The organism is Pseudomonas tolaasii NCPPB 2192 (genome assembly GCF_002813445.1).
In the GTDB taxonomy this organism is placed as follows: Bacteria; Pseudomonadota; Gammaproteobacteria; order Pseudomonadales; family Pseudomonadaceae; genus Aquipseudomonas; species Aquipseudomonas tolaasii.
This window is the reverse complement of the sequence record NZ_PHHD01000001.1, coordinates 5,907,033-5,924,747: the sequence shown is the minus strand read 5'-3', so window position 1 is coordinate 5,924,747 and position 17,715 is coordinate 5,907,033. Positions and strand designations below refer to the sequence as shown.

The 17,715-nt window shown below is 62.0% G+C and carries 19 protein-coding genes and 1 riboswitch; of the genes, 10 read left to right on the top strand and 9 right to left on the bottom strand.

Features of this window, described 5'->3' with window-relative positions:
• Positions 1–2: 2 nt before the first annotated feature.
• Both ATI14_RS26905 and ATI14_RS26900 read left to right on the top strand, forming a co-directional pair.
• Positions 3–1,586 carry a flavin monoamine oxidase family protein gene (locus ATI14_RS26905; protein WP_016971898.1) on the top strand — a complete coding sequence of 528 codons (1,584 nt, stop codon included), beginning with the start codon at positions 3–5 and terminating at the stop codon, positions 1,584–1,586.
• Between the two features lie 11 nt (positions 1,587–1,597).
• On the top strand, positions 1,598–2,032 hold the full coding sequence (locus ATI14_RS26900; protein WP_016971897.1) for a RidA family protein: 435 nt from the start codon (positions 1,598–1,600) through the stop codon (positions 2,030–2,032).
• 4 nt (positions 2,033–2,036) lie between these two features.
• On the opposite strand, the gene ATI14_RS26895 is transcribed toward ATI14_RS26900, so the two are convergent.
• The 4 genes from ATI14_RS26895 to ssp4 form a co-directional block, all read right to left on the bottom strand.
• On the bottom strand, positions 2,037–2,609 hold the full coding sequence (locus ATI14_RS26895; protein WP_016971896.1) for an HD domain-containing protein: 573 nt from the start codon (positions 2,607–2,609) through the stop codon (positions 2,037–2,039).
• Between the two features lie 80 nt (positions 2,610–2,689).
• Complete coding sequence (locus ATI14_RS26890; RefSeq protein ID WP_016971895.1) at positions 2,690–3,247, bottom strand: helix-turn-helix domain-containing protein; 558 nt, start codon at positions 3,245–3,247, stop codon at positions 2,690–2,692.
• 74 nt (positions 3,248–3,321) lie between these two features.
• Entirely contained in the window at positions 3,322–3,828 is a 507-nt protein-coding gene (locus ATI14_RS26885) for a hypothetical protein (protein ID WP_016971894.1), read from the bottom strand.
• Positions 3,825–4,739 (bottom strand): Ssp4 family T6SS effector, encoded by a 915-nt coding sequence (gene ssp4 / locus ATI14_RS26880; RefSeq protein ID WP_016971893.1) that lies wholly within the window; start codon positions 4,737–4,739, stop codon positions 3,825–3,827. The genes ATI14_RS26885 and ssp4 overlap by 4 nt, the downstream gene beginning before the upstream one ends.
• 185 nt (positions 4,740–4,924) lie before the next feature.
• Between ssp4 and ATI14_RS26875 the strand changes: the two genes are divergently transcribed.
• Positions 4,925–5,413, top strand: a complete 489-nt coding sequence (locus ATI14_RS26875; RefSeq protein ID WP_080520603.1) for an Hcp family type VI secretion system effector — start codon at positions 4,925–4,927, stop codon at positions 5,411–5,413.
• A 126-nt stretch (positions 5,414–5,539) separates the two neighbouring features.
• Here the strand turns inward: ATI14_RS26875 and ATI14_RS26870 are convergent, their stop codons facing one another.
• Positions 5,540–6,376 (bottom strand): 5'-nucleotidase, lipoprotein e(P4) family, encoded by an 837-nt coding sequence (locus ATI14_RS26870; protein WP_031319925.1) that lies wholly within the window; start codon positions 6,374–6,376, stop codon positions 5,540–5,542.
• 41 nt (positions 6,377–6,417) lie between these two features.
• Positions 6,418–7,623, bottom strand: a complete 1,206-nt coding sequence (locus tag ATI14_RS26865) for a DUF1835 domain-containing protein (RefSeq protein ID WP_016971890.1) — start codon at positions 7,621–7,623, stop codon at positions 6,418–6,420.
• Positions 7,624–7,824: 201 nt separating this feature from the next.
• Positions 7,825–7,895: riboswitch (Fluoride riboswitch) on the top strand.
• 80 nt (positions 7,896–7,975) lie between these two features.
• Between ATI14_RS26865 and ATI14_RS26860 the strand changes: the two genes are divergently transcribed.
• The 3 genes from ATI14_RS26860 to ATI14_RS26850 are packed head-to-tail and all read left to right on the top strand — an operon-like array spanning position 7,976 to position 10,693.
• A complete protein-coding gene (locus tag ATI14_RS26860) occupies positions 7,976–9,223 on the top strand; it encodes a voltage-gated chloride channel family protein (RefSeq protein WP_016971889.1) in 1,248 nt (415 codons plus the stop codon).
• Between the two features lie 4 nt (positions 9,224–9,227).
• A complete protein-coding gene (locus ATI14_RS26855; protein ID WP_016971888.1) occupies positions 9,228–9,905 on the top strand; it encodes an ABC transporter ATP-binding protein in 678 nt (225 codons plus the stop codon).
• A complete protein-coding gene (locus tag ATI14_RS26850) occupies positions 9,902–10,693 on the top strand; it encodes an ABC transporter permease (protein WP_016971887.1) in 792 nt (263 codons plus the stop codon). The genes ATI14_RS26855 and ATI14_RS26850 overlap by 4 nt, the downstream gene beginning before the upstream one ends.
• A gap of 132 nt (positions 10,694–10,825) precedes the next feature.
• On the opposite strand, the gene ATI14_RS26845 is transcribed toward ATI14_RS26850, so the two are convergent.
• From ATI14_RS26845 to ATI14_RS26835, 3 genes are read right to left on the bottom strand one after another with little or no spacing between them, the layout of a single operon-like run.
• Positions 10,826–11,878 (bottom strand): L-idonate 5-dehydrogenase, encoded by a 1,053-nt coding sequence (locus ATI14_RS26845; protein ID WP_016971886.1) that lies wholly within the window; start codon positions 11,876–11,878, stop codon positions 10,826–10,828.
• A gap of 14 nt (positions 11,879–11,892) precedes the next feature.
• The gene (locus tag ATI14_RS26840; RefSeq protein ID WP_016971885.1) at positions 11,893–12,666 is read right to left on the bottom strand and encodes a glucose 1-dehydrogenase; all 774 of its coding nucleotides are present in this window, start codon (positions 12,664–12,666) and stop codon (positions 11,893–11,895) included.
• Between the two features lie 20 nt (positions 12,667–12,686).
• Entirely contained in the window at positions 12,687–14,039 is a 1,353-nt protein-coding gene (locus ATI14_RS26835; protein ID WP_016971884.1) for a GntP family permease, read from the bottom strand.
• 142 nt (positions 14,040–14,181) lie between these two features.
• Here ATI14_RS26835 and ATI14_RS26830 point away from each other — a divergent pair, with 142 nt between their 5' ends.
• From ATI14_RS26830 to ATI14_RS26815, 4 genes are all read left to right on the top strand, one after another.
• Positions 14,182–15,054 (top strand): LysR family transcriptional regulator, encoded by an 873-nt coding sequence (locus tag ATI14_RS26830; protein ID WP_080520089.1) that lies wholly within the window; start codon positions 14,182–14,184, stop codon positions 15,052–15,054.
• Positions 15,055–15,160: 106 nt separating this feature from the next.
• Positions 15,161–15,793: a glutathione S-transferase family protein gene (locus ATI14_RS26825; RefSeq protein WP_016971883.1), complete on the top strand. Its 633-nt coding sequence runs from the start codon at positions 15,161–15,163 to the stop codon at positions 15,791–15,793.
• A gap of 74 nt (positions 15,794–15,867) precedes the next feature.
• A complete protein-coding gene (locus ATI14_RS26820) occupies positions 15,868–16,788 on the top strand; it encodes a LysR family transcriptional regulator (protein ID WP_016971882.1) in 921 nt (306 codons plus the stop codon).
• The gene (locus ATI14_RS26815) at positions 16,788–17,672 is read left to right on the top strand and encodes a LysR family transcriptional regulator (protein WP_080520088.1); all 885 of its coding nucleotides are present in this window, start codon (positions 16,788–16,790) and stop codon (positions 17,670–17,672) included. Before ATI14_RS26820 ends, ATI14_RS26815 begins: the two co-directional genes overlap by 1 nt.
• The last annotated feature ends 43 nt before the right edge of the window (positions 17,673–17,715 follow it).

The following is a 17,715-nucleotide window of genomic DNA, read 5'->3' as shown; positions in this document are numbered from 1 at the left end:
ACATGGGACTGACACGCCGTGAAGCGCTGTCGAGCATCGCCGCGGTCGGCGGTGAGAAGGCCGTCAAGGACGCGCTGGGGGCATTGGGGCTGGGGCCGTCGTCGCATCGTCGCCCGCAGCCGCTGAAACTCAAGGAAGGCCTGGGGCAGGGCACCCGCGTGCTGGTGCTGGGCGCCGGAATTGCCGGGCTGGTTACTGCCCTGGAACTGGCCCGCGCCGGGTTCACCGTGCAAGTGTTGGAAGCCCGCGACCGCGTGGGCGGGCGCACCTGGACCCTGCGCCATGGCGACCGTGTGGACTACAAGGACGGGCGCACGCAAACCGTGGCGTTCGACAGCGGCCTGTATTTCAACGCCGGCCCGGCGAGGATTCCGAGCCAGCACCGTACGATTCTCGACTATTGCAGCGAGTTGGGCGTGCCGCTGGAAGTGCTGGTCAACAGCAGCCATGGCGCGCAGGTGCGCCCGGATCTGCAGCAACCGGCGTTCACTGTCGGCCAGGCAGTCAATGACGCGCGTGGGCACCTGTCCGGCTTGCTCGCCAAGGCGGTGCAGCGTGATGCCCTTGATGACGTATTGAGCAGCGAAGAACGCACACGCTTGCTGGCGTTTTTGCAGGTGTATGGTGATTTGTCCCAGGAACTGGCATTTGAGGGCAGTCTGCGTTCCGGTCACCTGGAGTCGCCGGCACATCCAGGCGCATTGCCTGCCCGTCGCAGCCCGCTGGCGCTGGAGCGCCTGCTGCATCCGGAACTCTGGGGGGCGTTATTGCACACCGAGTTCCCGGAGTTTTCCGCGACCATGTTCCAGCCGGTCGGCGGCATGGACCGCATCACCGACGCGTTCTATGGCCGCGTGCGCGATCACGTGCAATTGGGCGCCCAGGTGCGCCGGATCCGCCAATTGGACGACGGCGTGGCGGTGACCTACCACGATAAGCACAGCGGCCGCGAACAGGTGGTACGCGCCGATTATCTGGTTTCGACATTGCCACTGCCGTTGCTGGCCAAGCTCGACACCGACTTCAGCGACCCGATCAAGGCCGCGCTGCTCAGCACCCGCAACGACCAGGCCACCAAAGTGGCGTGGCAATCGCCGCGTTTCTGGGAAACCGATTACCGCACCTATGGCGGCCTGTCCTGGATCGAACACCCGGCGCGCCTGCTGTGGTACCCGAGCAACGACCTCAACACCCGCGAAGGCTTGCTGGTGGCGGGCTACGTGACCGGGGAGGGCGCCGATGTGTTTGGCGCACAACCCTTCGCCCGGCAGTACGCCACGTCAAAAGAGGCCGTGGAGCTGCTGCACCCCGGCTACTCGAAACATTTGCGCAACCCCCTGGCGGTGTCCTGGGAGCAAATCCCCTACAGCGAAGGCCCGTGGCTGCAACGCGAACACTTCCCGGCGGATGCCAGCGCTTTGCTCGAAGCCGGCCACGGCCGCGTGTACTTCGCCGGTGACGGCCTGGTGCAAAGCGGGGTGGGTATCTGGCAGGAATCGGCGGCCAATTCGGCGCGCCATGTGGTTGGGCAACTGGCCGAGCGCGTGACTCAACAACGACATCTTGCGGCCGTGGCCGCCTCTTAAGGAGCACCACCATGAGCGACAGCATTCAACGCACCAGCGTCGGCGATTTTCCGATCTCGCAGACCGTCACCGTTCCGGCATCCGCCAGCCTGATCTTTGTCAGCGGCACCTTGCCGGACCTCCACGATGCAACCGCCCCGGCAGGCACTCCGGCGGCGTATGGCAACACCGAAGTGCAGACCGTGTCAGTGTTCAACAAACTGCGCAAAATCCTCCGGCAGCAGGATCTGGACCTGGGCGATATTGTGCAGTTGCGGGTGTTTCTGGTCGGTGCCGAAGAGACCGGCGGCAAGCTGGATTTCGCCGGGTTGCAGGCGGGGTATACGCAGTTTTTTGGCACGCCGCAGCAACCGAACAAACCGGCGCGCACGGCGTTGCAGGTGGTGGCGCTGCCTTTGCCGGGGGCTCTGGTGGAAGTGGAGGCGATCGCGGCCAGACCCGTTTGATCAATTAAGGCGTGGCGTCGAGCTTCTCCTGAGTGGCCTTGTCGATGAGATGGCGCAGCTTCTCGAAGATTGGTTCGGCATCCGTGTGTTTTTTGCCGTAAGCCAGGTTGAAGGCGTAGTCGAAATCGGGCGGGTTCAGCCCCTGGGTGTGTTGCAGCAGGGTTTCCAGCTTGTCCATGGCCTTGACAGCCCTGGCTTCGGGTGACGTTGCGTTTTCGTAGTCGTCCCACAGTGCCAGGATTTCATCGCGCAGGGGGCGGTCCAGGGGCTGGGCCAGAACCAGCAGGTCATTGCGCTCCTGCTCGCCCTTGTTGGGAAATGCTGCCTGGCTGACCGCCGGGATGTCGCCATGGAGGGCTTCGCCCAAGTCATGGATGACGCACATTTTGAGGATTTTCAGCAGGTCGAGCCCAGGCAGTTCATCGGCGAACACCATCGCCATCAGGCACAGGCGCCAGCTGTGTTCAGCCGTGCTTTCGGTGCGCCCGGACGCCGTGTGGGCGCTTCTGAGCACGTCCTTGAGTTTTTCCGCTTCGCGCAGAAAGTCGAGGCGACCTTTGATCTTTTCAATGTCCATGCGCTTGCCCACGTCTTAAAGCGTAAAGCCTAGGTGCCAGGGCGCGGCTCGTCCACGCATAAAATATGCGCAGAAGGCTGTCAGAGCGTCTCGACCAGGCGCGCGGCGCTACCATCGCTCAACACCAGGCGCGTCCAGCGGCACAGGCCGGGGTGAATGGGCACGAGGCTGGAGGCGTTGCGGCCGGTCATGAACTCCAGCGCCGGTGGCGCCTGGGTTTCGCGCCAACCGGCGGTTTCTAGCGCGGCCTCAACCTGCACGATTTCAGGCGTTGCGAAGTGCCATAGCGACTGCCCGATCAATTCGCCCAGCGGCCTGCTGAATTGCGCGGCGCGGGAAGGCGAACACGCCAGCAGGCGATGGGTCAGGTCGCACACCAGATGCACCGGGCGCGAACTCTCCCCGACCAGGCGGGCCAGCGCATGATCGGCAGCCGCTTCAAGGCGCGCTGCCAACAAACGCTCAAGCTGGTGGTGCGCATCGGGGTCCATGGCCAGTGCGCCGCTTTCCCAGCGCGAAATGGTCGATTGGGTCACCTTGAACATCTGCGCGGCATGGCTTTGCTTGACGCGGTGCAGCGTCCGCCAACGCCGCAGAGCAATACCTGGCAAGGCTGGCTTGAGCAATGGAGCGGGCATCTGGACCTCTGTAGTGGGTGGGCTGCGGTGTCAGTGTGATGAGTGGACGGCCGTGGTGCAAATGGGAGAGGGCGTTACCACCACTTCCAGCGGCCCTGTTTTTTCAGGCCCGCGATGATGTCTTGGCGTTTTCGGCGGATCTCAACCATCTTGTGGCGCATTTCCCGGCAGCGGTTGCTGTTGAGGATGAGCAGGCCGATCAACGGGCTGAGGAGGGCGCTGGCATAGAGGTAGAGGTTGGGGCGGTAGGCGATTGCTGGAAGTGAAACCACCAAGCAGGTGAGATAGATGCTGACATTTATCCAGACCCATTGAATACGACCGTACAATACTTCTGCTTTGGCTAGGGCAAACATGCCACCCAAAACCATGATGCCCCCAAAAACTGCCTTGGATACAATGTCAACGGTGTAACCAGAGAGATAGGTGAGCATCGCAAGTATGGCTGTCAATGCAATCGAGCCGCATCCGGTAAGAAGGTCGCCTGCGATAACCGGCATGTACCGCCTGAGCAATGGCCAGGGTTCTTCAATAAATGCTGTTGAGTAATAGTGGTTTTTTATCTTGCTTCGGTTACTCACTGATGGACTTCCTCGTAGATGCCTACGGCCAGTGTCTTGACGTTTCCGTTCGTTGCACTACTTGTGAAACTCAGCGAGGCGGCTGCGGCCTCCAATATATGGACGACGGTTGCCTTTTGCAGGTAGGCAGCGCTAACACGTTTGGAAGCACTGCCAGCCGCTTTTTCCAGTTTGAGTAGTTTGGGCGTTAGTCTCGGATCTCGGATTCTTAGTAACTCGTTGTTGAGTTTTACGCGCTCCTGCCGTGTGAGTCCTTTGAGTATTTGGCGAGTCGTTTTCCCGGTTGCTTTCGTGGTTGTCGCGATCACTTTCATTATGACCAACGCTGACGTGGCCACCCCTAACAAAGCAATAGCGTCCAGTATGACCGTTGCAGCCTCATACCAGGCTTCATTATCCAGATAGTCATTAAACTCGGGAGAAGCGGCCTCTGATCCTATCCGTACAACGCCGGCGATGCATTGAAACGTACCGGCAATAGCAGCAGCTTTTCCAATAAATGAAATAACCGCACTTGTCCCTGCTGTAAACGGCATCAATGCCACTCCACTCGTAACCACCACCCAACTCAATATTGCCCCCGTACACGTCACCGCTGTATTCATCACTTCAGCCACCAATCTCGACTGCCGCGGCTCATGCTCCAGCATCCTCTTGAACTCGGCTGGGCCGACATATCGAGGGGCTTCGCGCAGCACCACCTTCTTCGGTACCACACTGCAAATCGCCTGGAACTCACGCAATACCACCACGTTGAATTCCTCGTCGATGTACACCACTCCAGCTCCAATCAATACCGGATCCGCGTCAACGGCAGAGAACAGCCGGCGCAGATCCAGGCTGCTTTCAAGTCGTTGGCGTGTTGTGCGGTGGGCTGAGGGGAATCCATCTTTCAGCAGTGAAGCCGCCATATCCAAACTCCTTTTATGCGGGAGCCGAGAGAGTAGAGACGGGCAGATAGAGCTGAATGTCGGAAGGTTCGCCAATTCAAGTCGGGTGCTTCCTTCTTCTGCTTTGGCGTCTTGTTAGCACTCGCCGGATTAGTGAAAAGTGCGCGCCACGTCAGTACCGACGCCTACAAAGACAGGGAAGAATCATGGCAGTTGATATGTTTTTGAAACTCGGCGATATCAAAGGTGAATCACGGGACCAGGCGCACCGCGATGAAATCGACATCACCGAATGGGCATGGGGGCTGTCGCAAAGCGGATCGATGCACAGCGGCACAGGTGGCGGTGCGGGCAAGGTCGATATCGCCAACCTGAATCTGAAGAAACCGCTGGATAAATCCAGCCCCAATTTGATGATGGCCTGCGCCAGCGGCAAGCATTATCCCGAGGCGAGGCTGGTAGTACGCAAGGCGGGTGGTAGTAGCCCGGTGGAGTATCTGGTGATCATCCTCAAGGAAGTCATGGTGGCGTCCTACAACACTAATGCCGACCAGACGGGCGATGTCATACATGACAGCTTCGCGCTGAATTTCGCCACGGTGGAAGTCAGTTATCAACCGCAAAACGCAGACGGCGGCAAGGACGGCGGGCCGGTGAAGTTTGGCTGGAATATTCGGCAGAACATCAAGATGTGAACCTCTGACTGTTCCCGACGCAGCGGATCAAATGTGGGAGCTGGCTTGCCTGCGATGGCGATAGATCAGCCAGCACATCATTGCCAGATAGACCGCTATCGCAGGCAAGCCAGCTCCCACATAGGTTTACTCCTGCAGCTGCAACGCTTGCTGTTTGAGCCTGCGCTTCTGTTCGAATGGCAGCTTCTCATCATCCCCGTACGGCGCGCTGTACCAGTTCCCATAGCTCGGGTTGGGCAGCAGGAACCAGCGCTGCCCGAACCAATTCACATAGGGTTCGGCCGCTTTGCGCTGGGCCGCCAGGGTGTTGTGTTCAGCCTGCACGAAATCCCCCAGCGAATCCCCGGCCATCAACAACACACGCGCATGGCCGGCCACCCACTGGCGGCGACAATTCTTGCCGTAACCGGCGCTTTCGCAATGGCCGGTGGGCGTGCTGGCGGCGAGCACTTGCTCATCGCTTTCCACCGGGAAGCCGCGCAGGCGCAGGTTGGCGACCGTGGCCGCCACCTGGCTGTGTTCACGGTTGGTCAGGTAATAAACCTTGATGCCTTTTTGCTGCGCGGCCTGCAGGAATGCAACCGAACCCGGCAGCGCCTGGGCCTTGGCCTGATCGACCCAGGTGTTCCAGCGGTCGTAGGAGTAGACCTGATTATTGATAATGTCTCGAGCATTCAACGGCACGTTGTCCAGCAGGGTTTCGTCGATATCCACCACCACAGCGGGCGGCAACCCTGTCAAGTCTCGCGCAGGAAACGGCAGCGCATCCCAGCTTGGATCGGCCAGGGCCACATCGAGTTGGCGGGTGGCGTTGGCGAACAGCTGGCGATAGATCAACTCATGTTCGATGGACGTCTGTGTCCAGAGCACGGCATCCAGTTGGTCGTTGGCCGGCGGGTTTTGCTGACAGCCAACCAGCGCCGTGGACAGCAGGCAGAGGCTGGCGAAGAACAGGTTACGCATGGGCAGGTCTCTGAAAAAGGATGGGCAGCACAGTAATTGATTCACCGGCGCTTTACAGGCACCAGGTCCTGATCAATCGCCCAGTAAGGCTGGCCGGGTTGCAGGCAGACCCCGCCCACCCAGCGGTCGTGGTGGGTGAAATCCAGCCAGTTGGCAGCGCCGCGCAAAACAGCTTGCCCGAGTGAGGTTAGCGCCAGCGTTCGTCGGGGCCAATCCAGATCAACGTTGGACTCGGTCAGCAGTGGATGCTCGCCATCAATCAATGGCCGCAACAATGCATGAAACATCATGTCCCCCAGAAACGGCAGCGGCTCTCGTCTTGCCATCAACTCGGCAAACACCCGGCCAAAGGGCACGGGGCCGGCTTCGGCGATGTAGGTCAAGGACAGGCGCTCAGTGAGCGACAGGCCGTCCTGAACCCCCGGCAGTTCCTGCAACTGGCGCAGTAAAGCCGGTGCGAGAAAGGGCAGGGCCGGGTGTTTTCCGTGGGCCAATTCCGCCAGTTTGAGCGGTGAGCTGGCGCAGTAAGCCGACCACGCTTGCCGAGCCAGTTGCACCGCCTCGTCATCAATCAATCGACGTTGCGGCCACAACCACGCCAATACATCGGGCGCCAGCTGGCCGATGCCGATAAAACGCTCGACGCCGGGAATCCGGTCTACTTCGATCAACTCCAGTTTTTCCGGCGCTCGATCAAGGCCAGCCAGCGCGCGGATCAGAAACAGTTGGTCATAGGCATCCGCCTCGCACCACAGCACGCTGTGTTCGGCGCTGGCCAGTGCTTCAAGTTGAGCGTATTCGTCGGCGACCCGGCGTGCAGCGTCCCGGGGTTCAATGGCAAATGCCTGGCTGATAAAGGCGCTGCGCAGTGCCCGGAAATCTTCCATGGGCAAATCCCGAACCGGCCCCATGCACAGCGGGTCCGTGAGCATCCGGAAACGCCCCTTGAAGCCCGCCACCTGCAGGCTGTGGGCGATGTCATTGCCGCAGCGCCAGTGTGTGGTGCGGGCTTCGTCGCTGGCCTCGAAACCGGGGTGGCGGCTGGCAAAGTCGAGGGCGTCGACGTGGGCTTTGAGTTTGGGCCAACTGCGAAAGCCCAGTTGCCTTGCGACTTGCCATTGGGCTTGGGAGAGGGTAGTTGTCGGGTCCTGTTGTTTCAGCTGCGACAACAGTTCCTTGGCGCGTTTGCGCTGCTGTTCAAGGTTCAGACGGCCGTTGGAATTAGAGGTTAAGGGGCGTTGCGACATACGATCTCCTTGCACAAACCTTGTCCGCTTTAAGGTTGGGAGTCGTAGAAAAAGAAGGGTAGTGCATTGTCTTGGGCGCAGCCCTTTCCGCGGAAGGTGGCGTAGCAGGCGCCAGGCGGGAAATATAGGTAATCAACGGCGGAAGCGCAATGCGGATGTCTTGAAACATCATTTTACATCTACCCCGCGCCTGTCTATGATCAGCCCCCTGGAGATGGCATTCCTCCATGACCCAACCGCTGCGTCCGGCAGCTGATGATGCCTACAGACACCTGGTCAATTCAGGGCTGTAGGCGTTTGTGCGCAAAATCCCTGTGTTGGTCCGGCCCCTTGGTTTTTTGTGGCTGACTCCATGTTTCCTATCAAACGCCCTGAACAACTCGATTTAATCCCGTACCTGATCAAATGGCTGCTGCTCGCCAGCCTGGTGGCCGTATTGGCCGGCAGTGCGTCGGCGGTGTTTTTGTTCTCGCTGGACAAGGCCACCCAATGGCGCGAGGCCCATCGCTGGGTGATCTGGCTGCTGCCCCTGGCCGGTTTTGCGGTGGGGCTGGTGTACCACTGGGTCGGTAAACCGGTGGATGCGGGCAACAACCTGCTGATCGACGAAATCCATGACCCCAGGAAAGTCGTGCCGCTGCGCATGGTGCCGCTGGTGCTGGGCGGTACGCTGGTTTCCCATTTGTTTGGTGCTTCGGTCGGCCGTGAAGGCACCGCCGTGCAGATGGGCGGTGCGTTGGCGGATCAGTTGACCCACGTGTTTCGCCTGCGTCGGGAAGATCGCCGGATCGTGCTGATGGCCGGTATCAGCGCAGGCTTCGCTTCGGTGTTCGGCACGCCGCTGGCCGGGGCGCTGTTTGGCCTGGAAGTGTTGGCCATCGGGCGGATGCGTTATGACGCGCTGTTCCCTTGCATGGTCGCGGCCATCGTGGCGGACCAGGTCGGCCTGGCCTGGGGCGTGATGCACACCCATTACGCCATTGGCGAAGTGGTGCCGGTTTCGCTGTGGAGCGTGCTGGCGGTGGCGCTGGCGGGCGTGGTGTTTGGCCTGACGGGTCTGCTGTTTGCCACGGCGACCCACCGCCTGGGTGCGTGGGTCAAGCGCGTAATTGCTTACGCGCCGCTGCGGCCTTTGCTCGGCGGGGTTGTTATCGCCGTGGCGGTCTGGGCGTTGGACGCTTATCAGTACATTGGCCTGGGCATCCCCGGCATTGTTCAGTCGTTCGATGTGCCGGTGGCGCCGTGGGACTGGCTGGGCAAGCTGGTGTTCACCGTGGTGTCTTTGGGCAGCGGGTTCAAGGGCGGCGAAGTCACACCGCTGTTCTACATCGGCGCTACCCTGGGCAATGCATTGGCGCCGTTGCTGCACTTGCCGTTTGCGATGCTCGCGGGGATTGGCTTTGTGGCCGTGTTCGCGGGTGCGGCGAATACGCCATTGGCGACTATCGTGATGGCCATGGAACTGTTCGGCCCGGACATCGCCCCTCTGGCCGCCATCGCCTGCATCGCCAGTTATCTCGTCTCGGGGCACACTGGCATTTATCGCGCCCAGCGCATCGGTCACGCCAAACATGAGCGTTTCAAACAGGAGCCCAAATAATTCCATGACAGCCTTGCTGCAAACCCTTGCCCTGACGCGGATGGACGAACATCGCCAGGTACCGCTGCTGCGCGCCACGGACTTCACCCTGAACAGCGGCGACCGTGTATCGATCACCGGCGCCTCGGGTTCCGGTAAAAGCGTGTTCCTGCGCGCGCTGGCGTTGCTCGACGCGCCCACCTCGGGGCAGATCCTGTGGAATGACCAGCCGATCGCCAATGCCGAGATTCCCCATTACCGCAGCCACATCAGCTACCTGTCCCAACGCCCGGCATTGATCGAGGGCACGGTGGAAGACAACCTGCGTTTTCCCTTCAGCCTCAAGACCCTGCGCAAACGCACTTTCGATCTGCAGGCCGTCACCACGCTGCTGGGGCACGCCGGTAAATCCTCGGGCTTTCTGGCAAAAAATGCCGGCGACCTGTCGGGCGGCGAAGCCCAGGTGGTTTCGCTGATCCGCACCTTGCAACTCAACCCCGAGGTGCTGCTGCTGGACGAACCCACTGCCGCCCTCGATCCCGCGTCTTCGCGCGAGGTCGAGGCGTTGATTGATGCCTGGTTTGCCGCCGATAACGACCGTGCCTGTATCTGGGTATCCCACGATCCGGACCAGGCTCAACGCATGAGCGACATCTACTTGCACATGGATGCCGGCGTGCTCGACGGAGCGCCCCGGCCATGAATTATCACAACCTCACAGCGCTGGACATGGCCATCGCCGCGTCGCTGATCCTCATCAATGGCGCGTTGTCGCTGCTGCTGCGCCTGGGCCTTGGGCGACAGTTGCTGTGGGCGGCGGTGCGCACCGTGGTGCAATTGATGGCGATCGGTTACCTGCTCGGCTGGGTGTTCGAGTTTGCCTATTGGTATGTGGTGCTGCCGCTGATGTGTGCGATGACGTTGATCGCCGGCCTGTCGGCGGCGGGGCGCGGGCGGCGCACCTATCGGGGGCAGCGCGTCGACAGCATCCTGTCGGTGTGGGGCAGCTCGTGGCTGGTGACGGCGGTGGGGCTGTTTGCGGTGATCCGCATTCACCCGTGGTACGAGCCGCAGTATGCGATCCCGATCCTCGGCATGATCCTGGGCAACACCTTGACCGGCGTGTCGCTGGGCATTGAGCGCATGACCCAGGAGCTGACTTCGGGGCGCAACACCATCGAGATGATCCTGGCCCTGGGCGGCTCGCGCTGGGAGGCGGCGCAGGAAGCGATTCGTCAGGCGGTGCGCGCGGGGATGATTCCGACGCTGAACCAGATGACGGTGGTGGGTATCGTCAGCCTGCCCGGCATGATGACCGGCCAGGTGCTGGCGGGGGAGAGCCCGGTGGACGCGGTGCGCTACCAAATTGTGATCATGTTCCTGATTGCCGCCTCGTCGGCGCTGGGCACGGTAGGCGCGGTGCTGCTCACTTACCGGCGGTTGTTTTCGGCGAGCCACCGGTTTTTGCGCGATCGGCTGCAAGCGCGCTGACCCCTCAAGAACACTGCAGATCAACTGTGGGAGCTGGCTTGCCTGCGATGGCGGTATGACCCTTACACCTGCATGAATGGTCCACCGCTATCGCAGGCAAGCCAGCTCCCACACTCGCTCAGCGAACAGATTTTAATCCTGGTCCGGCACTCCGAAATCCAGCACCACTTTCATTGCTTGAGTCTTGTCGGCGGCCAGCTCGAACGCCTGAATTGCCTTCTCAAACGGCACGGTGTGGGAAATCACCGGCCGCACATCGATCACTTGGCGGTTGAGCAAGTCCACCGCCTGGGCGAACTCCGGATGAAAGCGGAACGTGCCGCGCAAATCGATCTCGCGGCTCACCAGCAGGTTCAGCGGCAGCGACACATCGCCGCCCAGCCCCACGGTCACCAGCACGCCGCGCGGCGCGATGCATTCCAGGCCGTTGCGCAGGGCCTGGGCGCTGCCGGACACCTCGAACATCACGTCAAAGTAGCCTTTCTCGGCGGTGTAGCGTTTGAGCGCGTCGGCGCCGTCGGCAAGGTTATGGGTGCGCGTGGCGCCCATTTTTTCGGCGCAGGCGAGGGCGCTGGCCGACAAGTCCACCGCCACGATTTCACCCGCCCCGGCGGCGCGCAGGCTGCCGATCAACAAGTTACCGATGGGGCCGCAGCCGGTCACCAGCACGCGTTTGCCGAAGACCGTGCCGGCGCGCTGGATCGCATGCAAACCCACCGACAACGGTTCGGCCAGCGCGCCTTCAGCGAGGCTGACGGTATCGTCCAGCCGATGGGCCTGATGGGTTTCGATCACCAGGCTTTGGCGAAAGGCGCCCTGAATGTGCGGGAACGGCATGGCGCTGCCGTAGAAGCGCATGTTCAAACAATGGTTTGGCAACCCCTGATGGCAATAGCGGCAGCCACCGCAGGGGCGCGACGGCGATACCGCAATGCGTTGGCCCACCTTGAACAGCCCGGCGTCGCTGCCTACCGCATCGATCACCGCCGACACCTCGTGGCCCAGCACCATCGGCTCGCGCAGGCGCACGGCACCGAAGCCGCCGTGCTGATAGTAATGCAGGTCCGAACCGCAAATGCCGCCCCGTGCGATGCGTACGCGCAGTTGGTCGGGGGCGAGGGGTTGCGGCTCATCCTGAAGGTCGACCCGCAGGTCTTTCGGGGCGTGGCAGACAATGGCGTGCATAAGTTTCTCCAGAATTACAGCGACGCGGTGATGCCACCGTCGACGTACAGAATATGACCGTTAACGAAACTCGCCGCATCGCTGGCCAGAAACACCGCTGCGCCCGCCAGTTCTGCCACGTCGCCCCAGCGCCTGCTCGGCGTGCGTTGCACCAGCCAGTCGCTGAATTCGGGGTTGGCCACCAGGTTCGCATTGAGTTCGGTCTTGAAATAACCGGGGCCGATGCCGTTGACGGTCAAACCGTGGGGGCCCCAATCAATGGCCATGCCCTTGGTCAGCATTTTCAGCGCGCCCTTGCTCGCCGCGTAGGGCGCGATGCCTGGGCGGCCCAGCTCGCTTTGCACCGAGCAAATATTGATGATGCGCCCACGCTTGCGCGGGATCATCGCCCGTGCCACGGCCTGGCCCACCAGAAAGGCGCTGTCGAGGTTGGTGCTGATCAACTCGCGCCAGTGTTGCTCGCTGTAGTCTTCCAGCGGGCCGCGGCGCTGCATCCCGGCGTTGTTCACCAGGATTTCCAGTGCGCCCAGGCGTTCTTCAATATCGGCCACGGCGGCCTGGATGGCCGCGCTGTCGGTCACATCGAACGCCTGGGTGTGTACCTCCAAACCTTCGGCTGCCAGCAATGCCGCCGCATCACGCAAGGTGCTGCGGTTGCGCCCGTTGAGCACCACCCGCGCACCGGCCTGGGCCAGGCCGCGCGCGATCGCCAGGCCGATACCGGCGCTGGAACCGGTGACCAGTGCCAGCCGGCCATCCAGGCGGAAGTTGTCTAAAACACTTTGCATGGGCTACTTCTCCTAACGCTTCACACCACCAACGACAGCAGCATGATGAACCCCAGGGCGGCGAAGGAGAGCACGGTCTCCATCAGCGTCCAGGTCTTGAAAGTTTCGACGACGGTCATGTTGAAATACTGCTTCACCAGCCAGAACCCGGCATCGTTGACATGGGACAGCACCAGCGAACCTGCGCCGGTGGCAAGCACCAGCAGCTCGCGGTTTACGCCGGGCATCAGGCCGATGACGGGCGCAACAATCCCTGCGCCGGTAATGGTCGCTACGGTGGCGGAACCGGTGGCCACACGAATCACTGCCGCCACCAGCCATGCCAGCAGAATCGGCGAAATCTCGGCGCGCACCGCCATATGCCCAATCACATCACCCACGCCGCTGGCTACCAGCATTTGCTTGAAGCCACCCCCGGCGCCGACGATCAGCACAATCGCCGCCGTCGGCGCGAGGCTCGAATCCAGCAGTTTGCTCAACTGCTCCCGCGAGAACCCGCGCGCCGCGCCAAAGGTATAGAACGCCAGCAGCAGGGCCGCGAGCAGGGCCGTGATCGGGTGGCCGATAAAATCCATCCATACACGGAAGGTGCTGTCGGCGGCGAAGGCCACGTCGGCAAAAGTTTTGAGCAACATCAGCACCACCGGCAGCAGGATGGTGGTGACGGTAATCCCGAAGCCCGGCAGGTTGTCACCCGACGACTCCTTGGCGAGTTGCTCCATGAGTTCGTCCGACGCTTTGCCGGGCACGTAGCGGGAAATCAGGTTGCCGAACAAGGGCCCTGCGACCACCGCCGTGGGCAGGCCAACGATCAGCCCGTAAAAAATCGTCTTGCCAATGTCCGCGCCAAATACGCCGATCGCCAACAGCGGCCCCGGATGCGGCGGCACCAGCCCGTGCACCACCGACAGCCCGGCGAGCAGCGGCATGCCGACCTTGATCAGCGACAGCCCGGTGCGCCGCGCCACGATAAACACCAGCGGAATCAACAGCACAAAGCCGATTTCAAAAAACAGTGGGATGCCCACCAGAAACGCCGAAAACATCATCGCCCAGTGCACGCGCTGTTTGCCGAAAGCGCGGATCAAGGTGCGGGCGATCTGGTCGGCGCCGCCGGAATCGGCCATCAACTTGCCGAGCATGGTGCCCAGGCCGAGGATGATGCCGACAAACCCCAGTACGCCGCCAAAGCCGTCCTGGAAAGACTTCATCACCTTGTCCACCGGCATGCCGGAGGTCAGGCCAAGAAAGCCCGCCGCTACCGTCAGCGCGACAAACGGGTGAACCTTGAGGTGGGTGATCAACAATATCAATCCGATAATCGTGACCAGCGCGTCCAGCAGCAGATAAGTGTCGTTAGCCATGCCGAGCATGGTGCCTCCTTGTTCTCATTGTTATAGGCCAAGCCCTGTCATATCGTGTATGACGGAGTGTTACTTCACCGCAGGCGCGGGTCAGCGTCCAATTTTCATTTGTGATCGGGTGATCAATGTTTGTGATAACCGGGGAGGCTTGATGGAGCTCAAGCACTTGCGTGCCTTTGTGGTGCTGGCCCAGGAGCTGCATTTCGGCCGGGCGGCCGCGCACTTGTCCATCGTGCAACCGGCGCTGAGCATGCAGATCAAGCTGCTGGAAAACGGCCTGGGCGTGCGCCTGCTCGACCGCAACCGCCATTCGGTGACGCTGACCGAGGCGGGCCGCGCGTTCCTGCCCGAGGCCCAGGCGACATTGCATCAGGCCGCGCGCGCGGCCGATGCGGCGCGGGCTTCAAACCGGGGGGAAATCGGCCGCGTGCGACTGGGCTTCGTGTCCTCGGTGCTGCCGCAACTGCTGCCCGAACTGATTCGCGCCGTGCACCAGCGCTACCCGCGGATCGAACTGGAGCTCAAGGACATGCCCGGCCCCGACCAGGCAGCGGCGTTGAAAAACGGCTTGCTGGATTTCGGCCTGATGCGCCTGCCCGCCGCGCACCCCGGCGTGCAGACCCGCGCCGTGCTGCGTGAAAGTTTCTGTGTGGCCTTGCCGATGGACCACCCGTTGGCCGCCCGCCAATCGATCCGGCCCGCGGATTTGCATGACGTGCCGGTGTACATCCTCGCGCGGCGTTATGCGCCGGGCTTCCATGATGAATTTATGCAAGCCGTGGGTATTCCCCTGGACATCCCCTCGGAACTGGGCGAGTTCACCACCATGCTCGCGCTGGTGTCCGCCGGCCTCGGCGTGGGTGTGTTGCCGTTGCAGGCGGCGCGGGCGTTACCGGCTAATTGTGTTTCGCGCCACCTTGAATTGGGCGCGTTCCAGGCCTCGACCGGACTGGCGTGGGCAGAACTGGACAGTGCGGTGAAGACCACGCTGTTCAACCTGATCGTTGAATTGTTCGGCGAGTGATTGTTTCATTTTGTGAAATACTGGATTGTGATTTCTGGTGATTCCGTCGCTCGGGGCAACGGTGGAACATGGGTGGCGTCGATAACCTCACTTCTGGAGCCTTTCCATGTCTCAGTCCGCGATCAAGCTTTACGGTTTCCCGCTGTCCGGCCACTCCCATCGGGTCGAACTGATGCTCTCCCTGTTGGGCCTGCCCAGCGAATACATTCTGGTGGACCTCAAACAGGGCGCCCACAAAGCCCCGGCGTTCACCGCCACGATCAACAGCTTCGGCCAGGTGCCGGCGATTGACGACAACGGCACCGTACTGGCGGACTCCAACGCGATTCTGGTCTACCTCGCCAACACTTACGGCAAAGGCCAGTGGTTGCCGACGGACCCGGCCGGGCAAGCCCGTGTGCAGCGCTGGCTGTCGGCAGCCGCCGGCCAATTGCACGGCGGCCCTGCGGCGGCGCGACTGGCCACGGTGTTCGGCGCTGAGATCGACACCGCCACCGCCATCAGCCGCTCCCACGCACTGCTGCAATTGGTGGAACAGCAACTGGGCCAGAATCGCTTCCTGGCCAGCGAACAGCCGAGCATCGCCGACGTAGCCTTCTATACCTACGTGGCCCACGCGCCGGAAGGCAATGTATCGCTGGCCGACTACCCGAACGTGCGCGCCTGGCTCGCCAGCATCGAAGCACTGCCGGGCTTTGTCGGCATGCCGCGCACAGCCGTTGGCCTGCAGCAGCCATAATGCGAACCCCCTGTGGCGAGGGAGCCAGCTCCCTCGCCACAACAGCAAAGCCACAGTGAAAAAGAGGAACACCGATGGACCGTTTTCATGAAATGCAGGTGTTCCTCGCGGTGGCCGAGGAGGAGGGCTTCGCCGCTGCCGCGCGCCGCCTCAAGACCTCGCCGCCGAGTGTGACCCGGGCCATTGCCGCCATGGAACAACGCATCGGTACCCAACTGCTGGCGCGCACCACTCGCAGCCTGCACCTCACCGAGGCCGGCCAGCGTTATCTGGAAGACTGCCGACGCATCCTGGCTGAACTTGATGAGGCCGAGGAAGCGGCGGCGGGCAGTTACTCCATTCCGTGCGGTCATCTGACGGTGACCGCCCCGGTGCTGTTCGGCGAGTTGTACGTGGCGCCGGTACTGGGTGACTACCTCGACCGTTTTCCGCTGGTGAATATCAACGCCTTGCTGGTGGATCGCGTGGTGAACATGCTCGATGAAGGCGTCGACATTGCCGTGCGCATTGGTCATTTGCAGGAACCCGGCCAGCAGGCGATCAAGGTCGGCGAGGTGCGCCGTGTGGTCTGTGCATCGCCCGCTTACCTGGACCGGCACGGGCGGCCACAACATCCCGCGCAATTGCGCGAGGCCAGGATTGCTACGTCATCGTCCAGCCAGTTGGTCAGCCAGTGGCAGTTCGTTGACGGCGGTCAGCCGCTGACCGTCGCCATCGAGCCACGGCTGGTGGTGACGGCCAATAACGCCGCCATCAACCTGGCTCGCCTGGGCTGGGGCATGACGCGAGTACTGTCTTATCAAGTGGCCGCCTCGGTGGCGGCAGGTGAACTGGAAATCGTGCTGGAAGACTTCGAGCCGGCACCGTTGCCGATTCAGGTGGTGTTCCATAAAAGCAGCCGCGTGCCGGCCAAGGTCAACACCTTCGTGGACTTTCTCACCCATCGTCTGGGCCAGGACGCTGCGTTGAACCCGGCCATGAAGCGGCGCAGTTGATGGAACGCTATCGCGACATGCAGCTGTTCGCCACGCTGGCTGACCACCCCAGTCTGGCGTCGGCCGCCCGCAGCGCCGGGGTGTCCGGGCCGACCCTGGTGCGAGCCATTGCCCGCCTGGAAGCCCGCCTGCGGGTGAAGTTGCTGCAACGCAGCACTCGGGGCGTGAGCCTTACGGAGGCGGGCAATGCTTATCTGGTGGATTGCATACGCCTGTTGGCCGCCGTGGACGCTGCCGAAGCTTCGGCCAAAGGCCTGCACGTAGAGGCCCAGGGCAACCTGCGGGTGTTTCTGCCGTTTCTGTTCAGTCGCTATGTGATGGCGCCCGCATTGGCCAGCTATATGGAGCGTTATCCCGACGTGAACCTGGTCGCGCGGTACCACGACTATTACCCGAACCTGCACGAAGAGGGGCTGGACGTGGCGGTGCTCGTCGGCGAACTGCCCAACTCTTCGCTGATCGCCCGCGAGGTTGGCCAGGTGCGCCACATTCTCTGTGCCAGCCCTGAGTACCTGGCTGCCCACGGCCAGCTTCAACACCCGGAGGACCTCAAGCGACACCGGCTGGTTGCCAGTGCCGATCAGGTTCATTGGGATTTTGCCGGCTATCAACTCAAGGCCCGCGCACGCTTGAGCTGCGCCACGGTGCAAGGCGCGATCAACGCGGCGGTGCACGGTGCCGGGCTGATTCGCTGCCAGAGCTACGCGGTTCACGAGCACCTGCTCAGCGGCCAGCTGGTGCGTGTATTGCCGGGCTACGAATTGCCGGCCATGCCGGTGCATGTGGTTTACCGCGAGGGTCGCAACGCGCCCATGCGCGTGCGCAGCTTTGTCGATCACTGCGTGGCGACGCTGCGTGAACACCCGGCATTTCAGTTGGCGTAATGCTGGGTTGCGCGGCCTGGGCATTCTCACGCCGCCGGGCGCG